Annotated in this window: 19 protein-coding genes; all 19 read left to right on the forward strand. The window is 34.7% G+C overall.

Going from position 1 to position 21,181, the window contains the following annotated elements; genetic code table 11:
- Window positions 1-98: 98 nt before the first annotated feature.
- The gene (locus B6C99_RS01170) at window positions 99-971 is read left to right on the forward strand and encodes a D-hexose-6-phosphate mutarotase (RefSeq protein ID WP_086358155.1); all 873 of its coding nucleotides are present in this window, start codon (window positions 99-101) and stop codon (window positions 969-971) included.
- 188 nt (window positions 972-1,159) lie between these two features.
- Complete coding sequence (gene rplY / locus B6C99_RS01175) at window positions 1,160-1,444, forward strand: 50S ribosomal protein L25 (RefSeq protein WP_086358156.1); 285 nt, start codon at window positions 1,160-1,162, stop codon at window positions 1,442-1,444.
- 191 nt (window positions 1,445-1,635) lie between these two features.
- Window positions 1,636-3,096, forward strand: coding sequence for a glucose-6-phosphate dehydrogenase (gene zwf / locus B6C99_RS01180; protein ID WP_086358157.1), 1,461 nt, complete (start codon window positions 1,636-1,638; stop codon window positions 3,094-3,096).
- 13 nt (window positions 3,097-3,109) lie between these two features.
- Entirely contained in the window at window positions 3,110-3,808 is a 699-nt protein-coding gene (pgl, locus tag B6C99_RS01185; protein WP_086358158.1) for a 6-phosphogluconolactonase, read from the forward strand.
- Between the two features lie 371 nt (window positions 3,809-4,179).
- The gene (mraZ, locus tag B6C99_RS01190) at window positions 4,180-4,626 is read left to right on the forward strand and encodes a division/cell wall cluster transcriptional repressor MraZ (protein WP_086358159.1); all 447 of its coding nucleotides are present in this window, start codon (window positions 4,180-4,182) and stop codon (window positions 4,624-4,626) included.
- A gap of 15 nt (window positions 4,627-4,641) precedes the next feature.
- Window positions 4,642-5,580 carry a 16S rRNA (cytosine(1402)-N(4))-methyltransferase RsmH gene (gene rsmH, locus B6C99_RS01195; protein ID WP_086358160.1) on the forward strand — a complete coding sequence of 313 codons (939 nt, stop codon included), beginning with the start codon at window positions 4,642-4,644 and terminating at the stop codon, window positions 5,578-5,580.
- Window positions 5,570-5,944: a cell division protein FtsL gene (ftsL, locus tag B6C99_RS01200; protein ID WP_086358161.1), complete on the forward strand. Its 375-nt coding sequence runs from the start codon at window positions 5,570-5,572 to the stop codon at window positions 5,942-5,944. The genes rsmH and ftsL overlap by 11 nt, the downstream gene beginning before the upstream one ends.
- Window positions 5,944-7,716, forward strand: a complete 1,773-nt coding sequence (ftsI, locus tag B6C99_RS01205; RefSeq protein ID WP_086358162.1) for a peptidoglycan glycosyltransferase FtsI — start codon at window positions 5,944-5,946, stop codon at window positions 7,714-7,716. The genes ftsL and ftsI overlap by 1 nt, the downstream gene beginning before the upstream one ends.
- Window positions 7,717-7,729: 13 nt before the next feature.
- Window positions 7,730-9,277 (forward strand): UDP-N-acetylmuramoyl-L-alanyl-D-glutamate--2,6-diaminopimelate ligase, encoded by a 1,548-nt coding sequence (gene murE / locus B6C99_RS01210; protein ID WP_086358163.1) that lies wholly within the window; start codon window positions 7,730-7,732, stop codon window positions 9,275-9,277.
- A complete protein-coding gene (murF, locus tag B6C99_RS01215) occupies window positions 9,274-10,638 on the forward strand; it encodes a UDP-N-acetylmuramoyl-tripeptide--D-alanyl-D-alanine ligase (RefSeq protein WP_086358164.1) in 1,365 nt (454 codons plus the stop codon). The genes murE and murF overlap by 4 nt, the downstream gene beginning before the upstream one ends.
- 4 nt (window positions 10,639-10,642) lie before the next feature.
- A complete protein-coding gene (gene mraY, locus B6C99_RS01220) occupies window positions 10,643-11,725 on the forward strand; it encodes a phospho-N-acetylmuramoyl-pentapeptide-transferase (protein WP_086358165.1) in 1,083 nt (360 codons plus the stop codon).
- Between the two features lie 24 nt (window positions 11,726-11,749).
- Window positions 11,750-13,081, forward strand: a complete 1,332-nt coding sequence (murD, locus tag B6C99_RS01225; protein ID WP_086358166.1) for a UDP-N-acetylmuramoyl-L-alanine--D-glutamate ligase — start codon at window positions 11,750-11,752, stop codon at window positions 13,079-13,081.
- Window positions 13,078-14,229, forward strand: coding sequence for a cell division protein FtsW (ftsW, locus tag B6C99_RS01230; RefSeq protein WP_086358167.1), 1,152 nt, complete (start codon window positions 13,078-13,080; stop codon window positions 14,227-14,229). The genes murD and ftsW overlap by 4 nt, the downstream gene beginning before the upstream one ends.
- The gene (murG, locus tag B6C99_RS01235; protein WP_086358168.1) at window positions 14,229-15,281 is read left to right on the forward strand and encodes an undecaprenyldiphospho-muramoylpentapeptide beta-N-acetylglucosaminyltransferase; all 1,053 of its coding nucleotides are present in this window, start codon (window positions 14,229-14,231) and stop codon (window positions 15,279-15,281) included. Before ftsW ends, murG begins: the two co-directional genes overlap by 1 nt.
- Before the next feature lie 142 nt (window positions 15,282-15,423).
- On the forward strand, window positions 15,424-16,872 hold the full coding sequence (murC, locus tag B6C99_RS01240; protein WP_086358169.1) for a UDP-N-acetylmuramate--L-alanine ligase: 1,449 nt from the start codon (window positions 15,424-15,426) through the stop codon (window positions 16,870-16,872).
- A 2-nt stretch (window positions 16,873-16,874) separates the two neighbouring features.
- Window positions 16,875-17,783 (forward strand): D-alanine--D-alanine ligase, encoded by a 909-nt coding sequence (locus tag B6C99_RS01245; RefSeq protein ID WP_086358170.1) that lies wholly within the window; start codon window positions 16,875-16,877, stop codon window positions 17,781-17,783.
- A gap of 14 nt (window positions 17,784-17,797) precedes the next feature.
- A complete protein-coding gene (locus tag B6C99_RS01250) occupies window positions 17,798-18,637 on the forward strand; it encodes an FtsQ-type POTRA domain-containing protein (protein WP_086358171.1) in 840 nt (279 codons plus the stop codon).
- A gap of 14 nt (window positions 18,638-18,651) precedes the next feature.
- On the forward strand, window positions 18,652-19,905 hold the full coding sequence (gene ftsA, locus B6C99_RS01255; protein ID WP_086358172.1) for a cell division protein FtsA: 1,254 nt from the start codon (window positions 18,652-18,654) through the stop codon (window positions 19,903-19,905).
- Window positions 19,906-19,985: 80 nt separating this feature from the next.
- The gene (gene ftsZ, locus B6C99_RS01260) at window positions 19,986-21,131 is read left to right on the forward strand and encodes a cell division protein FtsZ (protein WP_086358173.1); all 1,146 of its coding nucleotides are present in this window, start codon (window positions 19,986-19,988) and stop codon (window positions 21,129-21,131) included.
- Window positions 21,132-21,181: the final 50 nt, after the last annotated feature.

Here is a 21,181-nt window from a genome sequence, read left to right on the forward strand (position 1 = left end):
TGCCTTTATTCCGTTTTTATAATTTGAATAACGCGCGTACAATTAGCATTAAATTATAGGCAATGTTCGCCATGTAAATTAAATATTTAGGAGTAAATATGAGTATCGTTAAACAGATTTTAGATAGCCAGGCTTCAGGAGCATCATTGAGTGCATCAGTCAATCAAAGTACATTTGGTGAATTACCTGTCTTAGTAATTAAACATAAAACATGTTCAGCTGCAGTATCGTTACAAGGTGCTCATCTATTATTTTGGCAACCGTCAACAGAAACTACACCCGTGATTTGGTTAAGTCAAAAAGCTAATTTTAAAAAGGAAGTGGCAATTAGAGGCGGTGTGCCAGTTTGTTGGCCATGGTTTGGTAAATTAGGCGATCCAATGCATGGTTTTGCGCGTCTTGTTGAATGGCAATTAGATTCTTGCAAAGAAGATAATAATGGTGTGGATCTCACGTTATCATTAACCAATAATCAACAAACAGAACGTTTTTTCACAAAACCTTTTCATGCATGGTTAACTATCCATGTTGGACAAACCTGTGAGGTAACACTATCTTGCCAAGGGGATTTTGAGGCAACCAGTGCCCTACATACTTATTTGGGTATTAATAATATTCATGATGTTATTGTTAAAGGTTTAGGTGATTCTTATCAAGAACGCTTACCGGTTGAAAATAAACCGGCAGTTCAAGGACAACTTACTGTAAATCAAGAAGTTGATCGCATTTATACCAATGCCGATGACGTAATAACTATCGCCGATGGTAAAAGAACAATCAAATTAACCAATGTTAATGCAAGTGATGTCGTGACTTGGAATCCTTGGATTGATAAAGCTAAAGCGATGGCTGATTTTGCCGATGAAGAATATCAATCTATGGTTTGTGTTGAATCATGTCGTATTAATAAACCATTAAAATTAACAGCAACACAAAAATCAGCCTATGGATTTAAGATTGAAGTTATTTAATCATTAGTTTTTTTGATATTGTAAATGCAATTAATATCTGACTTTACCTTTATTAAGCTGATTATTTGATTGCGTTTACTAACATAACACTTTATAATCCTTAGCGCTTTTTAAAGCACTAATTTTATAGCCAACTACTGGGTCGCCTGTAATTGGTTTTTTATTTGAAATAAATAAGAGAAATCGATATGTTTACATTAAAAGCAGAAGTTAGAAAAGAGCATGGTAAGGGTGCGAGCCGCCGCCTGCGTCACGCTGGTCAGTTCCCCGCAATTGTTTATGGTGGAACAGAACCTGCAATTTCTATTGTGTTAGATCACAACCAAGTTTTCAATATGCAAGAAAAACCAGAATTTTATTCTGAAGTATTAACTATTGAGATTGACGGTAAAGCAGTTAAAGTTAAAGTTCAAGCAGTACAACGTCATCCATTTAAACCAAAATTAGTTCACATGGATTTTGTTCGTGCATAACGGCTGTTGTTGAAAACTATTCAACACTATCTTCTAATAAAAGGTCGCCATTTTGGTGACCTTTTATTTTTTTATCATAGTCTAAAAATGATAAATATCTATTGTTATGATTTATTCTATTAACTTGATGTATACTGATAATCAAACAATAATAAAATAAATTGTAGATTACACCATTTTAGGAGAACCCTATGTCTGATATCCCAGCTTGCGATTTAGTTATTTTCGGCGCTAAAGGGGATTTAACGAGGCGTAAACTGTTACCGTCTCTATATCAATTAGAAAAATATGGAAAGTTACCAGAGCAGACAAAAATTTTAGGTGTCGGTCGCGCTGATTGGGATCAAGTTGCTTACACTGAAGTTGCAAAAGATGCATTAACCACATTTATGTCCGAACCATTAGATGAAAGTATTTGGCAACGATTTAGTCAACGCCTTAACTTTCATAAATTAGATGTTAATGACATAGCGGGTTTTAATGCATTAAAAGATAAGCTTGAAAAGTCGCATCCAGCCATCTTTTATTTTGCGATGCATCCTAATGCATTTGGTACGATTTGCCAAGGATTAGCTGAAGCTGGTTTGAATCAAGCTCAAAACAGAATCGTAATGGAAAAACCATTAGGTTTTGATCTGCAATCATCCAAAGAAATTAATGACTCGGTGGCAAAGTTTTTCAGTGAATCACAAGTTTATCGTATTGACCATTATTTAGGCAAAGAGTCAGTTTTAAATTTACTCGCCCTACGTTTTGCTAATCCTGTATTTGCCTCACTTTGGGATAGAAATTCTATCGACCATGTTGAAATCACCGTTGCAGAACAAGTAGGTATTGAAGGTCGCTGGGGCTATTTTGACAAAGCGGGTCAAATGCGTGATATGGTACAAAACCATCTTTTGCAAATTTTGACGATGATCGCCATGTCACCGCCAGCCAACCTTGGCGATGACAGCATACGTAGGGAAAAAATAGCGGTACTTAATGCGTTACGCCCAATAAATAAAGCGAATATCCGCGAAAAAGTGGTTAGAGGGCAATATACTGCTGGATTTGTTAATGGCATTAATGTACCAGGTTATTTAGAAGAAGATGGTGCAAATAAGCAAAGTAATACCGAAACATTTGTTGCTATTTGTGTTGATATTGATAATTGGCGTTGGGCAGGGGTGCCATTTTATTTACGAACCGGAAAACGCTTAGCAAGTAAATGTTCTGAAGTTGTCGTTTATTTTAAATCTTTACCGCTTAATTTATTCAGTGAGTCTTATTCTCAATTACCTCAGAATAAACTAACTATCCGCCTGCAACCAGATGAAGGCATGGATATTGAAATTTTAAATAAAGTACCTGGATTAGATAGTACACACAACTTACAAACAACTAAGTTAGATTTAAGTTTTAGTGAAACTTTTCATCAACAGAGTGCTGATGCTTATGAACGATTATTACTTGAAGTAATGCGCGGAAGACAAGCATTATTTGTTCATCGCGATGAAGTTGAGGCAGCTTGGAAATGGGTTGATTCAATTATTAATGCGTGGAATTCAGATAATGAATCACCAAAAACCTATCCTGCAGGTACTTGGGGGCCGGTAGCTTCTGTTGCGCTGATCACTAAAGACGGTCATTCATGGCATGAGTTTGAATAGAGGAATCTCAAAAATGTTTACCTTAAATAAATACCCAAATAGTCAATTATTGATTGAAGATTTAACCGCTCATATCGTCAAAGAGTTGCAACAGGCTATCAATAATAAAGGACATGCCTCTATTGCCGTATCAGGTGGTAAAACACCTATTCCATTATTTAAACTACTAAGCCAACAAGATTTGGATTGGCACAATGTTTTTATTACATTAGTAGATGATAGATGGGTTGATGATACCGATGATGCAAGTAATGAGAAATTGGTATTAACTTATTTATTACAAAATAAGGCTAAACTGGCTAATTTTGTTGGTTTGAAGAATAGTTGTGACAATCCATTTGATGGGGCAGAAATTACAGATAAAATCTTAAACAAGATCCCTATGCCCTTTGATGTGTTAATTTTGGGAATGGGAGAGGATGGTCATACGGCTTCGCTTTTCCCTGGTGCGGCTAATTTAATGGCTGGCTTAGATATGAAATCTGGTCGAAAAGTAGTCGGCATGACACCATTAACAGCACCACTTGACCGTATTACCTTAACATTACCTACTATTTTAGATAGTCAAAATATCTATCTGCATTTAGTAGGAGAAAGCAAAATGCAAGTATTAGAACAAGCAGAAAAGGGCGATGATATTAACCAAATGCCGATTCGGGCAATTTTGCAGCAAAATAAAGTTAATGTAATTGGTTTTTGGACTGCATCTTAACGAAATCAACTTTGTCAGTAGAAACTGGCAAAGTTATCATCTAGCACTTTATATTAGCAGCTACACAATCATTTTTATCCATTTAAATAATTAATTGTTTATGATTTTATCTTAAAAAATCAAAGCCCAATATCTAATAAATACTATTAGTCATTCTATCTTATATTTCTGAACACTTCACTTGATTTGTTAGTACTTACTCATTTAGGTATTTTTTTTGAAATTGTTAGAAATTAATTGATTAAATGTCTATTATTTTAGTGACTTTTGTGGTAAAAAGTGGGGCTAAGTGGTAAAAAATAGGGTTTTAATTAAGATATTGATTTTTTAATAATTTAAAAACAATAAAAATTAATATTTACGGTGATTTTATGTTCAGTGGTGCAATCTCAGTTAATTTAGATAGTAAAGGAAGAATAGCCATTCCTACTCGCTATCGTGAGTTTTTGACTGACGGTTTAGTTTGTACCATTGGTTTATATCATCCCTGTTTAACAATTTATTCAATGTCTGAATGGCAGAAAATCGAATTACAGCTATCAATATTGTCAACAATTGTTGAAGCAGAACGCAGAATTAAAAGATTATTATTGGGTTATGCAACGGAATGTAATTTAGATAATGCAGGACGTATTTTACTTCCGCCAACATTACGTACTTATGCAAAATTAGAAAAATATACCATGTTTGTAGGCCAATCTAATAAGTTTGAGATTTGGGATGAGGCAATTTGGTATCAACAAATTAGCGATGATATTGCTACATTACCAACTGATGTTGAACACTTATCAGAAAATCTGAAAAGTCTAACAATTTAATAAGAGTAAACAAAGATGGATTATCAACATAAAACTGTTTTGTTAAATGAAGCAGTGAAGGCACTAAATATAAAAAAAAATGGTATTTATGTTGATGGCACTTTTGGGCGTGGCGGTCATTCACGTTTAATTCTTGAACAGTTGGGCGAACATGGAAAATTAATTGCAATTGACCGTGATGAACGAGCTGAACAAGCAGCACTTCAAATAACTGATCCAAGATTTACTTTTATTCGAGGAGAGTTTTCTAAATTATACCAATATGTTAATGATTTAGGGTTGTTAGGTGATATAGATGGTTTTTTATTAGATTTGGGTGTTTCATCGCCTCAATTAGATGATCCGCAAAGAGGATTTTCTTTTATGCGTGATGGGCCACTAGACATGCGGATGAATAGTCATAAAGGTGTAACTGCGAGTGAGTGGTTACTAAGTAGTGATGAAAATGATATCGCATGGGTTTTAAAAACTTTTGGTGAAGAAAAGTTTGCTAAACGGATTGCTCATGCCATTGTGGAACAAAATAAAGTTTCACCAATAACTCGAACTTTAGAGTTAGCAGATTTAATTGAAAAAGCAACACCAAAAAAAGATAAAAATAAACACCCAGCAACACGCTCGTTTCAAGCAATTCGGATTTATATAAATAGCGAACTTGAAGAAGTTGAACAGGCTTTAAATAGTAGTTTGTCAGTCCTTGCTGGCCAAGGAAGACTTGCGGTTATTAGTTTTCATTCATTAGAAGATAGAATTGTAAAACAATTTATAAATAAACAGAGTAAAGGTCCTAATTTACCAGCAGGTTTACCACTAACAGAACAACAAATAAAACAATATAGTAATGCTAAATTAAAATCACTTGGCAAAATTAAGCCAAGTAATAATGAAATATATGATAATCCGCGTTCTCGAAGCGCGATATTAAGGATAGCAGAAAGGAAAAATGAATATTAACGATGAAATTTATAAAAAAATAAGTGTAGATATACGCAATCAAAAAAAAACAAGTAAAAGTTTATTTGGATTAATCCTTAGTGATTTGTTCGGTCATCAAAAAATTTCATTATTACTATTGGTATTTATTATTATTTCTGCTGGATCTGTATTAGTGATAACTCAGCAAGTCCGTAAACAATTATTTGAACGTGAACAATTATTACTTGAACAAGATGTGTTAGAAAGTGAATGGCGTAATTTGGTTATTGAGGAAAATGTCCTTGCTGATCCAAAACGTGTTGAAGACAAAGCTAAACATCAACTGGGTATGACATATGTGACACCGCAAAATGAAACCGTTATTGTGATAAAGAGTAAATAATGAAGTTTGCTAATAAAAAAGATAATGTAAAACATACCATAAAATCGAATAAAGGGAATAAATTAAATAATAAAAAACAAGTTTTTACCCTTACTCGATTTTATCTTGTTTATGGCTTTATTATTTTAGCAATTATTGGTTTACTCGTTCGATTGGCTATTTTACAAATAATAGAACCTGATAAGTTAATTGCTGAAGCCAATAAGCGTTCAATTCGTCATCAAGAAATGGGCGCACCACGAGCCATGATCACAGATCGTAATGGCAGAGCATTAGCTGTCAGTGTCCCTATGTATGATGTTTGGGCTGATCCGAAAATTGTTGTACAAAAGGGTGGTGTTGATCCTAATGATATCCGTTGGCAAGGGTTAGTAAAAACGTTGAATATTTCAATGTCTACTCTTGAGCAAAAATTGAGTAATCCGTCAATGCGTTTTGTTTATTTATCTAAACAAATTACACCAACAATATCGGATTATTTAAAACAATTGAAATTACCAGGAATATCGTTTGCAAAAACGTCTAAACGTTATTATCCAGCTGCTGAGAATATAGCACAATTAATCGGTTTAACTGATATTGATGAAAATGGTACAGAAAAAGGTTCTGAAGGCATTGAAAAAAGTTTTAATAAGTGGCTGATTGGTGAATCAGGACAGCGTGTCGTTAGACGAGATCGTGTTGGTAGAGTTATAGAAGAACTGGAAAGAACAGAAAGTGAGGTTGCTTCTGATCTAACATTAAGTATTGATGAACGTTTACAATCTCTTGTCTATAGTGAACTTACTCAAGCTGTTGAATTTAATAAAGCTGATAGTGGTACAGCTGTTTTGATTGATGTTCATACTGGTGAAATATTAGCGATGGCAACTAGTCCATCTTATAACCCGAATAATCGATCTTCAATTGATTATAGTTTGTTACGAAATAGAGCCATAACAGATGCATTTGAGCCAGGTTCAACAGTTAAACCTTTAGTTGTTATGGCTGCATTAGAGAAAAAAATAGCTGATTTAAATACGATTATTGATACAAGGCCCTTTTTGGTAAATCGCTATGAAATTAAAGATGTGTCTTATCAAAAAGCACTTAATTTGGCTGGTATATTAGAGAAATCAAGTAATGTCGGTGTAAGTAAATTAGCGTTACAAATGCAATCAGGTGATCTGGTTGAGTTTTATAGCCGTTTTGGATTAGGACAACCAACAGAACTCGGTTTAGGTGGAGAAGTGAGCGGTTCTATTGCAGCTGATAGAACAAGAAAATGGGCTGATATAGAACGGGCAACGTTTTCTTTTGGTTATGGATTGAGTGTTACCCCACTACAGTTAGCTAGAGCTTATGCGACTATTGGTAGTTATGGTGTCTATAGACCCGTTTCAATATTGAAAGTAACTGAACCAGTAGAAGGTAAACGTGTTGTAGCTGAAAAAACGGCTAAAACAGTCGTGCAATTGATGGAAGCGGTAGCCGTAACTGGTGGTGGTACTAAAGCTTCCGTTCCTGGATATAGTGTAGGAGTTAAAACAGGTACAGCTAAAAAACTATTAGGTGGAAGGTATGTTAATCAATATTTAGCCTATACTGCAGGTATTGCACCTGCAACTAGTCCTAAATATTCACTGGTTGTTGTTATCGATAATCCAAAAGCAGGCCAATATTATGGTGGCTCTGTTTCTGCTCCTGTTTTTAGTCGAATCATGGGGGGCGTTCTTAGAACAATGAATGTAAAACCAGATCGCCAACTTGATGGCCAAATGATTGTATACTAGTAGGTAATAAATAATGGCAATAAGCACATTTAAAACTTTATATGAAATATTAGGTGGGAAAAAACTAACAGTAGATGATTTTCCCATTAATCGCTTAATAATTGATAGTAGAAAAGTAAAAAATGGTGATGTGTTTATTGCTATCAAAGGATTTACCGTTAATGGTAAAGATTTTATACCTCAAGCTATTTCAGCTGGTGCTTCTGTAGTTTTAACAGAAACAAATAGGAAATCAAATGATTTGAGAATTGATTATTTAAAACAGAAAGACCAGAAAATTATTCCACAAATAAAGGTGTTTCAACTTTCTCAAAAATTATCAAAACTTGCAGCAGATTTTTATCATTCTCCTTCTAAACATTTATCTGTAATTGGAGTAACCGGGACCAATGGTAAAACGACAGTTACACAGTTGATTGCACAATGTGCAACACTGCTAAATAAAAAAGCTGCATTGTTAGGCACGATCGGTAATGGTATTTATAATCATCTTGAACCATCGGTAAATACAACTTTATCTTCTATTGAATTACAGTCTTATCTAGCTGATTTTGTAGTAAAACGTGTTCAAGTTGTGGCAATGGAAATTTCTTCTCATGGTTTATCGATGAATAGAGTGAAAGAATTACACTGTGCAGCAACAGTGTTTACTAATTTAAGCCGTGATCATCTTGATTATCATAAAACCATGAATAAATATGCTAAAGCCAAATGGTCGTTATTTAGCGGTGATGAACACGAAAAGCAAGTTGCTAGTTCAGGTAAATCAATTATTAATTATGATGATGAATACGGACGGCGTTGGATAGATAAATTATCAAGTGTTACTGTTGTGTCATGTCAACCTAAATCATTGCGCCGTTTAAAAATATTAGATAAAACCTATGTTGGTGTATCAATGATTGAATATCATGATAAAGGAGCTGAAATTCATATGGAATCGAGTTGGGGTAATGCTATTATTCACAGCCGATTATTAGGTGAATTTAATGTATCAAATGTATTGTTAGCAATCGCAACCTTGTTGACTCTTGATTATCCATTTTTTGCTGTTGTTAATATGGCATCATATCTTAAGCCGATCTGTGGTCGTATGGAAGTTATACATGTAAAAAATAGTCCTACAGTCATTATAGATTATGCACATACGCCAGATGCATTACAAAAAGCATTACAAGCAAGCCGTATTCATTGTAAAGGCCAATTATGGGTGATTTTTGGTTGTGGTGGAGATAGAGATACCGGTAAAAGACCTTTAATGGCCGAAGTCGCGGAACAATTTGCTGATAAAATTGTATTAACAAATGATAATCCACGTACTGAAGATGAGGCTAAAATTATTCATGATATAGAGCAAGGTTTAACCAATATTAAAAATACACAAGTTATTAACGATAGAGTTACAGCTATCCGAGAAACTCTTGCTCAGGCTAAAGCTGATGATGTGATCTTAATTGCTGGAAAAGGACATGAAGATTACCAAATTATTGGTAAAACTAAACATCATTATTCAGATCAAGAAACGGTAAAACAGATTTTAGGAGTAGAGAATCTATCATGATTCCTTTAGTTATTAAACAAATTGCAACAATCGTCAATGGTACATCTTATTATATTCCAGATGAAGAATTAACTATTAAGGAAATTTGTACGGATTCACGTAAAATTACTGATCAATCATTATTTATTGCATTGGTCGGTGAAAAATTTGATGGCCATTTATTTGCTAAACAAGCTATTGACGATGGTGCTATTGCGGTAATTGTAAATCGTAAAATCGATAATGATATTCCTCAAATAGTGGTCAATGATACTTATATAGCATTAGGTCAACTAGCTGAATTTGTAAGAGATCAAAGTTCAGCAAAATTTGTTGCGTTGACTGGTTCATCGGGCAAAACATCCGTCAAAGAAATGACTGCTAATATTTTACAACAATGTGGTGAGACTCTTTATACTCAAGGTAATTTTAATAACGATATAGGTGTGCCACTAACATTACTACGATTAAAGAAGCAAGACCAATTTGCAGTTGTTGAATTAGGTGCCAATCATATTGGTGAAATTGCTTATACTACACGCTTAGTTAAACCAAACAGTGCGCTAATTAATAATATAGCTTTGGCGCATATTGAGGGATTTGGTTCACTTGAAGGGGTCGCAACAGCTAAGGGTGAAATTTTTGAAGGATTAGCTGATAACGGAATTGCAATTATTAATTTGGAAAGTTGTTCAGATAAATGGTTAAAGAATTTGAAAAATAAAACTGTCTGGACTTTTTCAACAGCTGATTCTTCTGCCGATTTTTATGCCAGCAGTATAAAAATGATGGATCAGACAGTTTTTACATTGCATACCCCAATTGGTGAGAGCGAAATTAGCTTACCGTTAGTTGGTGAGCACAATATATCTAATGCAATAGCTGCATCAGCTTTAGCAATATCAGTAGGTGCAAGTTTAACACAGGTTAAAAACGGTTTAGCTGCATCAAAACCAGTAAAAGGACGGTTGTATCCTGTTAGGTTAAATCAAACGCAATTAATTTGGGATGATTGTTATAATGCTAACGTTGGCTCAATGTCAGCTGCTATTCATGTTTTAGCAACACAGCCCGGGTATAAAGTATTAGTCGTTGGTGATATGGCTGAATTGGGTAACGATGCAAATATTTATCATCAACAAATCGGCGAGTTATCTAAGCAAAAAAATATTGATTGTGTTGTTAGTGTTGGTCAGCTAAGTGAATTAATCAGTCAATTTAGTGGTGTTGGCCATCATTTTATTGATAAACAAAGTGCTGTAGATTATTTATTAAACTTACTACGTCTACATCCAATTTTAACTATGTTAGTCAAAGGATCACGTAGTGCAAAAATGGAAGATCTTATCGTGGAAATTCAAACAAAAATAGGTCGGGATTAAAATTATGTTGGTGTGGATATCAGAATATTTAGTTAAATATTTTACTTTCTTTAATGTTATTTCTTATCTTACGGTAAGGGCTATTTTAGCGCTATTAACTTCATTGACTATTTCGCTAATTATGGGGCAAAAAGTTATTGATTGGTTGCAAAAATTGCAGATTGGTCAAGTTATCCGTAATGATGGTCCAGAATCTCATTTAAGTAAAAAAGGAACACCAACAATGGGGGGAACGCTTATATTAGCCTCCATTTCAATTTCAGTTTTTTTATGGGCTGATCTGCGAAATCCTTATGTTTGGGTAACATTATTTGTATTACTTGGTTATGGTATTGTTGGTTTTGCAGATGATTATTTAAAAGTTATACGCAAAAATACTGCGGGGCTAATTGCTCGATGGAAATATTTTTGGCAGTCAGTTATTGCATTAATTGTTGCTTTTGGTCTTTATACTTATGGAAAAGATAGTTCTGTTACAGTTTTAGTTGTTCCATTCTTTAAAGATGTGATCCCACAATTAGGATTGTGGTTTATTTTACTAACTTATGTCGTCATAGTTGGCGCTGGTAATGCAGTGAATTTGACCGATGGTCTCGATGGATTGGCAATTATGCCAACAGTTTTTGTTGCTGCTGGTTTTGCACTTGTTTCTTGGGCAACTGGTAATGTTAATTTTGCTGCCTATTTACATATTCCATATATTAAATTTAGTGGCGAATTAATGATTGTTTGTACTGCAATTATTGGTGCTGGTCTTGGTTTTTTATGGTTTAACACTTATCCGGCAATGGTCTTTATGGGCGATGTCGGTTCATTAGCTTTAGGTGGTGTGTTTGGTATCATTTCTGTTTTACTTAGACAAGAGTTCTTATTGTTAGTTATGGGGGGAATTTTTGTTATTGAAACCTTATCGGTAATTTTACAAGTAGGCTCCTTTAAATTAAGAGGTAAACGAATTTTTCGAATGGCACCAATTCATCATCACTATGAATTAAAAGGTTGGCCAGAACCAAGAGTTATTGTTCGGTTTTGGATTATTTCACTGATGTTAGTGGTAATTGGTTTATTAACTTTGAAATTACGCTAAATAATATTAGAGCAGGATTAAATCATGGTTGATTATCAAGGTAAAAAAATTGTTATTATCGGATTAGGTATTACAGGACTTTCCTGCGTTAACTATTTTCTTGCTCAAAATGTTATACCGAAAGTAATTGATACTCGTTCATCTCCTCCAGGATTAGAGCAATTAGATAAGCGAGTTATTTATCATTTAGGTAATTTAAATACAGATTGGATATTTGAGGCTGACTTGATTATTGCTAGCCCAGGTATTGCTTTATCAACACCTGAATTACAAAAAGCAGCTGAACTTGGTATTGAGATTATTGGCGATGTTGAACTTTTTTGTCGTGAAATTAATCAACAAACAAATAAAAAAGTTATTGCCATTACCGGGGCAAACGGTAAAACGACTGTCACTACTTTGGTTGGCGATATTATAAAAGCAGCTGGTATAAAAGTTGGTGTAGGTGGTAATATAGGTGAGCCCGCTTTATCATTATTACAACAAGACTGTGATGTTTATGTCCTTGAACTATCAAGTTTTCAATTAGAAACAACATCAAGTTTACAAGCTTCAGTGGCAACAATTTTGAATATTTCTGAAGACCATATGGATCGTTATCCTCTAGGATTGTTGCAATATACTGAAGCGAAACAACGCATTTATCATAATACAAAATGTTGTGTTATTAACTATGATGATAAATTGACTAAACCGTTTGGTAAACAACATTGTGTCTCATTTGGATTAAACAATGGAGACTATCATTTAGATGAGAAGTATGAACATTTAATTGCACAAAATCAGCCTGTTTTATCAACTAAATCAATGAAACTAATCGGCTGTCATAATTATCTGAATGCTTTGGCTGCTTTAGCTATTGCTGATAATTTACAGATCCCAAGAGATTCAAGCTTACAAACAATTTCTAATTTTCAAGGTTTACCTCATCGTTTTGAATTAGTATTTGACAGCAATAATGTCAAATGGATTAATGATTCTAAAGCCACTAATGTCGGTAGTACTGAAGCGGCATTGAAAAGTGTTATATGTAATGGAAAACTATTTTTATTATTAGGTGGTGATGGTAAATCAGCAGACTTTACCCCTTTGATTCCTTATTTAAAAAGTAGAAATATTGAAATTTTCTGTTTTGGCCGAGATCGAGATTTACTAGCTAATTTAGCCCCTGAAATCACAACTGTTACGTTAACTATGTCCGAAGCCATTCAGTGTATAGCTAAAAAAGTAGTTGCAAATGATGTCGTGTTGCTCTCTCCGGCTTGTGCGAGTTTAGACCAATTTAAAAACTATATTGAGCGTGGAAATCTATTTGCACAACTTGCCAAACAGTACGGTTCAAGGAGTGATACATGACATTCTTCTGGATAAAAAAACAAGTTAATCCAAATATTCCATTTGATAACCAACTACTTTGGACTGTAATTGGTTTAATAGTATTTGGTTTAATTATGGTGACATCTTCATCAATGGCGTTTAATGAGAGTGATCCATTCTTCTATACGCAACGAGAGTTGATTCAAATCGGAATGTCGCTCTTTTTAATGGGTATTACGTTATATATTCCAATGCAACGTTGGCAACAATTTGGATCAGTTTTATTAATCCTTTCAATTATTATGTTGATTGTGGTTTTAGGGATTGGTTCTTCAATCAATGGTGCGTCTCGTTGGATCCCATTAGGTGTTTTTAATTTTCAGCCAGCTGAACTTTCTAAATTATCGTTATTTTTATTTTTAGCAGGTTATTTAGCCCGTAAGTCAGAAGAAGTTCAAAGCGGCTTTTGGGGCTTTTTCAAACCTATGGTGGTTATGGCAGTTTTGTCAATTTTGTTACTTAAACAGCCTGACTTAGGTACTGTAATTGTATTATTCATGGTAACAATAGGTATTTTATTTATTGCTGGCGCTCAATTATGGCAATTTATTGCGATTTTACTAACTGGAGTAGGTGCTGTAGTTTGCCTTATTTTATATGAGTCTTATCGTTTAACGCGTTTAATGACATTTCTTGATCCATGGCAAGATGCAACTGGTGCTGGTTATCAGCTCGTTGCATCATTAATGGCCATTGGTAATGGTGGTATTACTGGGCAAGGAATTGGTAATTCTATTTTTAAATTACGCTATTTACCTGAATGTCATACCGACTTTATTTTCTCAATTATTTCAGAAGAGTATGGATATATTGGTGTTGCTGCGTTATTGCTATTACTCTTCTTTTTAACTTTCAAAGCATTAGCAATCGGCTATCGGGCTTTGAATGAAGGTTCTCAATTTTCAGGCTATTTGGCTTGTGAAATTGGTATTTGGTTTGGATTTCAAAGTTTTGTTAATGTTGGTGTCACCTCCGGTATGTTACCAACAAAAGGTTTAACCTTGCCATTTATTAGTTATGGAGGCTCAAGCCTTATTGTTATGAGTATTGCTGTTGCAATATTACTGAGAATAGATTTTGAGTTTAGACAACAACAAACTCAAGCAAGAATAAGGTCGATAAAATAATGAAAAAATTATTAGTCATGGCTGGTGGAACTGGTGGTCATGTATTTCCAGGTATTGCTGTTGCTCATTATTTAATGAAGCAAGGTTGGCAAGTGAGATGGCTAGGCACTGCAGACCGTATGGAAGCACATTTAGTGCCAGAAAATGGTATTGATATTGATTTTATTCAAATATCAGGCTTACGAGGAAAAGGTAAAATGGCCTTATTAAAGGCGCCTTATAAAATATTAAAAGCGGTTTTGCAAGCAAGAAAAATCTTAAAAAATTATCGTCCTGATGTCGTTTTAGGTATGGGAGGATATGTTTCCGGACCGGGTGGAATTGCGGCTAAATCTTTAGGCATTCCGGTTGTATTACATGAACAAAATGGTATAGCAGGTTTAACTAACAAATCTTTAGCTAAAATTGCGACCAGAGTTTTACAAGCTTTTCCAACAGCATTTCCTAATGCAGAAGTTGTTGGAAATCCTGTTCGTAGTGATTTATTAACGATTAAAGAACCAAGCGAAAGATTTAAAGATCGACAAGGCCCAATTAGAGTCTTGATTATGGGCGGAAGTCAAGGAGCCAAAGTCATTAATGATGTTGTACCTCAAGTAATTACAAGATTGTCTGATAAGTATGTTGTTTGGCATCAAACAGGTAAGGGTATGTTAGATGATGTACTTAAATCATATCAGCATTGTGATATGACAAATAATCGTGTGACAGAATTTATAACAGATGTCAAAGAAGCTTATGATTGGGCTGATATCGTAATTTGCCGTAGTGGGGCATTAACTGTAAGTGAGATTGAAGTTGTTGGTATTGGAGCTATTTTCGTACCATTTATGCATAAAGATCGCCAACAATTTTGGAATGCGAAATCTTTAGCAGATATTGGTGCAGCAAAGATAATTGAACAACCAGATTTCAATGTTGACTCACTATTTACGTTACTTGAGAATTTGAGTCGCGAAGATTTAGTTGAAATGGCTATTAAAGCAAAAAGTTTATCAATTATAAATTCGACGGAAAGAGTAGCCGAAACGCTTATTTCGGTGGTAAAATAGTGAATTTTATATATAATTTTAAGTAATTGTTTTATTGATGTGTTTGATATTTAATCTTAATTTGTTTGATAAATGATTGTCCAATAAATTTTTAAATACCGAATACTAAATAAGAAGTAACTAACTAGCTAGGGGTTTAAGTGTGAATACTAAGGAATTAGCTGAATTAAGAGCAATCATTCCAGAAATGAAACGAGTCAAACATATCCATTTTGTTGGTATTGGTGGCGCGGGCATGGGCGGTATTGCCGAAGTTCTTGCTAATGAAGGATATCAAATTAGCGGTTCAGATATTGCTGAAAATCCTGTAACTCAGCATTTAGAAACATTAGGTGCTAAAATTGTCATTGGTCATGCTGCTGAAAACGTCCTGAGTGCTAGTGTTGTGGTTATCTCTTCGGCGATTTCTCAGGATAATATAGAAGTTATTGCAGCTAGAGAGGCTCGGATACCAGTGATTCAAAGAGCTGAAATGTTAGCTGAGTTAATGCGTTTTCGATATGGTATTGCTATCGCTGGTACCCATGGTAAAACAACCACTACAGCAATGGTTACTTCTATATATGCTGAAGCTAAACTTGATCCAACTTTTGTTAATGGTGGATTAGTAAAAGCGGCAGGAACACATGCTAGATTAGGTAGTAGCCGTTATTTTATTGCTGAAGCAGATGAAAGTGATGCTTCATTTTTACATCTACAACCTATGGTCTCTATAGTCACTAATATTGAACCTGACCATATGGATACCTATCAAGGAAGTGTAGAAAATCTTAAACAAACCTTTATCTCTTTTTTACGCAATCTTCCTTTTTATGGTTTAGCCGTTATGTGTTATGACGATCCGATTAATCGTGAGTTATTACCGGTTGTTGGCCGTAGAATTATCACCTATGGATTTAGCGAAGAAGCCGATGTTGTGATTAAAAATTATCGCCAAGAAAGAGGTGTTAGTTATTATACAGTTTGCCGTCCAGATAGAGATGATTTACAAATTGAATTAAATGCACCAGGTAAACATAATGCTTTAAATTCCGCAGCAGCGATTATTGCAGCAACAGAGGATGGTATTGATGATGATTCAATTGTACGCGCGCTGGCAAAATTTGCAGGTACTAGTCGACGTTTTGATCTATTAGGTATTTTTCCTTACGGCAATGATAAAGATATAATGATGGTTGATGATTATGGGCATCATCCTAGTGAAGTCAATGCTACAATTCAAGCGGCTAGAAATGGTTGGCCAGATCGGCGTTTAGTTATGTTATTTCAACCGCATAGATATACGCGAACTAGAGATCTATTTGATGATTTTGCCCAAGTACTTTCTCAAGTTGATGCATTAGTTATGTTAGATGTTTATTCTGCTGGAGAACAACCTATTGCTGGTGCTGATAGTCGTTCACTTTGTCGTTCAATTCGTAATAGAGGAAAGGTGGATCCAATTTATGTTTCTGATTTGGATTTTTTACCTGAGATAATGAAAGAATTGTTACAAGGTGGAGATTTGTTATTAACACAAGGTGCTGGTAGTGTTGGTCGGATAGCCCGTCAATTAGCTGGTAGCCAATTATTTTCAAAAGGGGTTTTATAATAATGGTTGATAAAGTTGCTGTATTGTATGGTGGAACCTCTGCTGAACGTGAAGTATCACTAAAATCAGGACAAGCTGTTCTAGCAGGATTAAAAGCAAATGATATTGATGCCCATCTTATTGATACAAAAGAGTATTGTATAACTAACTTAAAACAAGATGGTTTTTCAAAAGCATTTGTTATTTTGCATGGACGTGGTGGTGAAGATGGCATTACTCAAGCTATTTTAACTTATCAAAATATTCCATATACAGGAAGTGATGTTTTATCATCAGCGTTAACTATGGATAAGTTAAAAACCAAATTAGTTTGGAAATCACTTGGATTACCTGTTGCAAATTATGTTATGGTTGATAAATCACAATCAATTGATGTTGATAAAATTGTTAAACAACTTGGCTTACCATTATTTGTTAAACCGTGTCATGAAGGTTCAAGTGTCGGTATGTCAAGAGTTAATAAAGCAGACGAATTAAAAGCCGCTATTGATTTTGGATTCAAGTATGATAATACAGTAATGGTTGAATCATTTTTAGCTGGTCCCGAGTTTACTGTTGCGATTGTTGGTGATGAAGTTTTACCTTCAATTTACATTAAACCAGCTACCAATTTTTATGATTATGATGCAAAGTATTTATCAGATAAAACCCAATACTTTTGTCCAAGCGGGTTGTCTACTAACAAAGAAAAGGAGATATGTAAATTAGCTTTAGATGCTTATAAAGCAGTTGGCTGCCGAGGTTGGGGAAGAGTAGATATTATGTTTGATGAAAATGAAAAACCATATTTACTTGAGGTAAATACAGCTCCAGGCATGACAGATCATAGCTTAGTACCAATGGCTGCAAAAGAATATGGTTGGTCATTTAATGAATTAGTTAAACGTATTTTACAATTAGCAACTATTTAATTGGCTTTATTTATATGAAAAGAGTCCGACAAGCAGCTCATAAACATGAAAATCAAAATAGAAGAATGTTGCTTGTTTTTCGCAATTCAGAACAAATGATAGGTTTTTTTTTCTTAATTATAATAGTTGTTATTTGTGTATGGGTAGTTGATTGTATTAAAGATTGGATGGAAGACCCTGATCAACAGGTATTATCACAATTGACCTTAAGCGGTGATTATACTTATACGACAGAAGATGATCTTAGACAAGCTATTCTAGGATTAGGTTTGCCAAATACCTATATTGGACAAGATGTTGATGATATTCAGCAAGAAATAATGCGATATCCTTGGGTAAAACATGCGAGCATCCGTAAGCAGTGGCCAGATAGGTTGATCGTATACATTGAAGAATATAAACCTGCGTTTTACTGGAATGATTTATATCTAATTGATAAAAGTGGCAGTGTATTTAGTATACCATTAGATCGTTTGAAAGATTTAAAATTGCCTAGACTTTATAGTCCTGAAGGAAAAGCTAAGTCGATGTTAAAAACTTATTTTAGGTTAGAGGAAATATCTAAAAAACTGAGTGACAATAACTTAACTTTATCAATTCAGGCAGCGATATCTGACGATCGAAATGCATGGCAACTAATGATAAAAGAATGCAAAGCTGATTTATGTTTTGATAATGAGGAAATAAAAGTGATACTTGGTAGTGAGAAAATAGAACAACGTTATCAACAATTTATTAGATTATTTCCAGAAATTCAGTCGAGAATACCAGCTGGTGAAAAAATAACAGTTGCAGATTTACGTTATGAAAACGGTATTTCAGTGCAACGAGAAAAATATATCAATAAGGAATAAATAAAGGCTGAAGTATGAAAGCAACAGATAAAAAATTGGTTGTTGGACTTGAAGTTGGTACATCAAAAGTTCTAGCACTTGTTGGTGAAGTTCTTCCTGATGGTATTGTTAATATTATTGGTGTTGGGCATTGTCCATCAAAGGGTGTTGATAAAGGTGGTGTTAATGATCTTGAATCAGTGATTAAATCAATTCAACGAGCCATTGATCAAGCTGAATTGATGGCTGATTGCCAAATATCTTCTGTTTATTTGAGTCTGTCAGGGAAACATATCCGTTGTCAAAATGAAATTGGTATGGTGCCAATTGCAGATGAAGAAGTGACAGCAGAGGATGTTGAAAATGTTGTTCATACAGCTAAATCTGTCCGTATTTTAGATGAACACAGAATTTTACATGTTATCGCTCAAGAATATTCTATTGATTTACAAGAAGGTATTAAAAATCCAATTGGGTTATCTGGTGTAAGAATGAAAGCAAAAGTTCATTTAGTCACCTGCCATAATGATATGGCAAGAAATATAGTTAAAGCTGTTGAACGTTGTGGTTTAAAAGTTGATCAACTTATTTTCTCTGGCTTGGCATCTAGCTATGCCGTGTTGACTGATGATGAAAAAGAGTTAGGTGTTTGTGTCATTGATATTGGTGGTGGGACAATGGACATAACTGTTTATACCGGTGGCGCGTTACGTCACTCAGTAGTTATTCCTTATGCAGGCAATGTGGTTACTAGTGATATTGCTTACGCATTTGGCGCACCACCAATGGATGCAGAAAATATAAAAATTCGTTATGGATGTGCTGTTGGTTCGCTAGTAGGTAAAGATGAAGTGATTGATGTTCCAAGTGTTGGTGGACGCCCGTCTCGTTCATTACAAAGACAAACATTAGCAGATGTAATAGAGCCTCGTTATTCCGAACTTTTAACACTTGTTCAAAAAGAGTTGTTAGTATTACAAGACGAACTTAAGAAACAGAATGTTAAATACCAATTGGCTGCGGGGATTGTATTGACAGGTGGCGCTGCACAAATTAAAGGTATGGTTGAATGTGCCGAAAAAGTATTTCAAAATCAAGTGCGTATTGGTCAACCTCTAAATATTGCAGGATTAACCGATTATGTGCAAAAACCATATTGTTCAACAGCCGTAGGTCTATTGCATTATGGTAAACAAAGTTTATTAAATGATGATGCTAAAGATAGTAATAAATCATCATTTAAAGGGATAGCTAAGCGTTTGACCGGTTGGTTTAAAAAAGAATTTTAGCTAATATATTTAATAACTTCGTAGACATTGTAGTTGGTTATCTGTACAATGTTCTCATATCATAAATTTGGAGATAAGTTATGTTTGAGCCTATGGTTGCGGATGATGAGCCAGCAGCTGTCATTAAGGTTATTGGTGTCGGTGGCGGCGGTGGTAATGCTGTTGAACATATGATTGCTGAACATATTGAAGGCGTTGAATTTTTTGCAGCAAATACTGATGCACAAGCATTGAAGAGAATTAAAGTTGGTCAAACTATCCAAATAGGTAATAATGTGACCAAAGGACTTGGAGCTGGAGCTAATCCAGAAGTTGGAAGGAATTCTGCAGAAGAAGATCGTGATGTTATTCGCAGTGCAATTGAAGGTGCTGATATGGTATTTATCGCTGCTGGAATGGGTGGCGGAACAGGAACCGGTGCAGCCCCAGTTGTAGCTGAAATAGCTAAAGAACTTGGTATTTTAACTGTTGCTGTTGTTACAAAACCTTTTGGATTTGAAGGTAAAAAACGAATGGCTTTCGCTGAGCAAGGTATTGCTGAGTTAGCTAAGCACGTTGACTCTCTTATCACAATTCCAAATGATAAATTATTAAAAGTTTTAGGTCGTGGTGTTAAGCTATTAGACGCTTTTGCCGCTGCTAATGGTGTTTTAAAAGGTGCAGTACAGGGTATTGCAGAATTAATTACTAAACCAGGACATATCAACGTTGACTTTGCTGATGTTAGGACTGTAATGTCTGAGATGGGCTATGCGATGATGGGTTCTGGTCGCGCAACTGGTGATAATAGAGCTGAAGAAGCTGCTGAAATGGCGATTTCAAGTCCTTTACTTGAAGATATTGATTTGTCAGGTGCACGAGGTGTTTTAGTAAATGTTACCGCTGGTCTTGATCTTGGTTTAGAAGAATTTGAAACCGTTGGTAGTACTGTTAGAGCTTTTGCTTCTGACAATGCAACTGTAGTTGTTGGTACAACATTTGATCCTGAAATGTCTGATGAGATTCGTGTTACAGTAGTTGCCACAGGTATTGGTATGGATAAACGTCCAGATGTTAAAATTACTAAACCAACTACATCACATGCTTCATTATTCGGTCAAGCAAGTCATATTCCAACCCAGCAAGAAGAGCCAATGTCTAAGGTTGTTAATGAACCAGTAGTTTCACCAATGGAAGAACATAAAATTTTAGATATTCCTGCGTTTATTCGTAAGCAGGCAAATTAATATAGAACTTATTTGATTTTTTATTGTCTATAGATGATAGATGCAAATAA

Origin of the sequence: Gilliamella sp. N-G2, assembly GCF_002142215.1 — a bacterium.
Lineage (GTDB): Bacteria > Pseudomonadota > Gammaproteobacteria > Enterobacterales > Orbaceae > Gilliamella.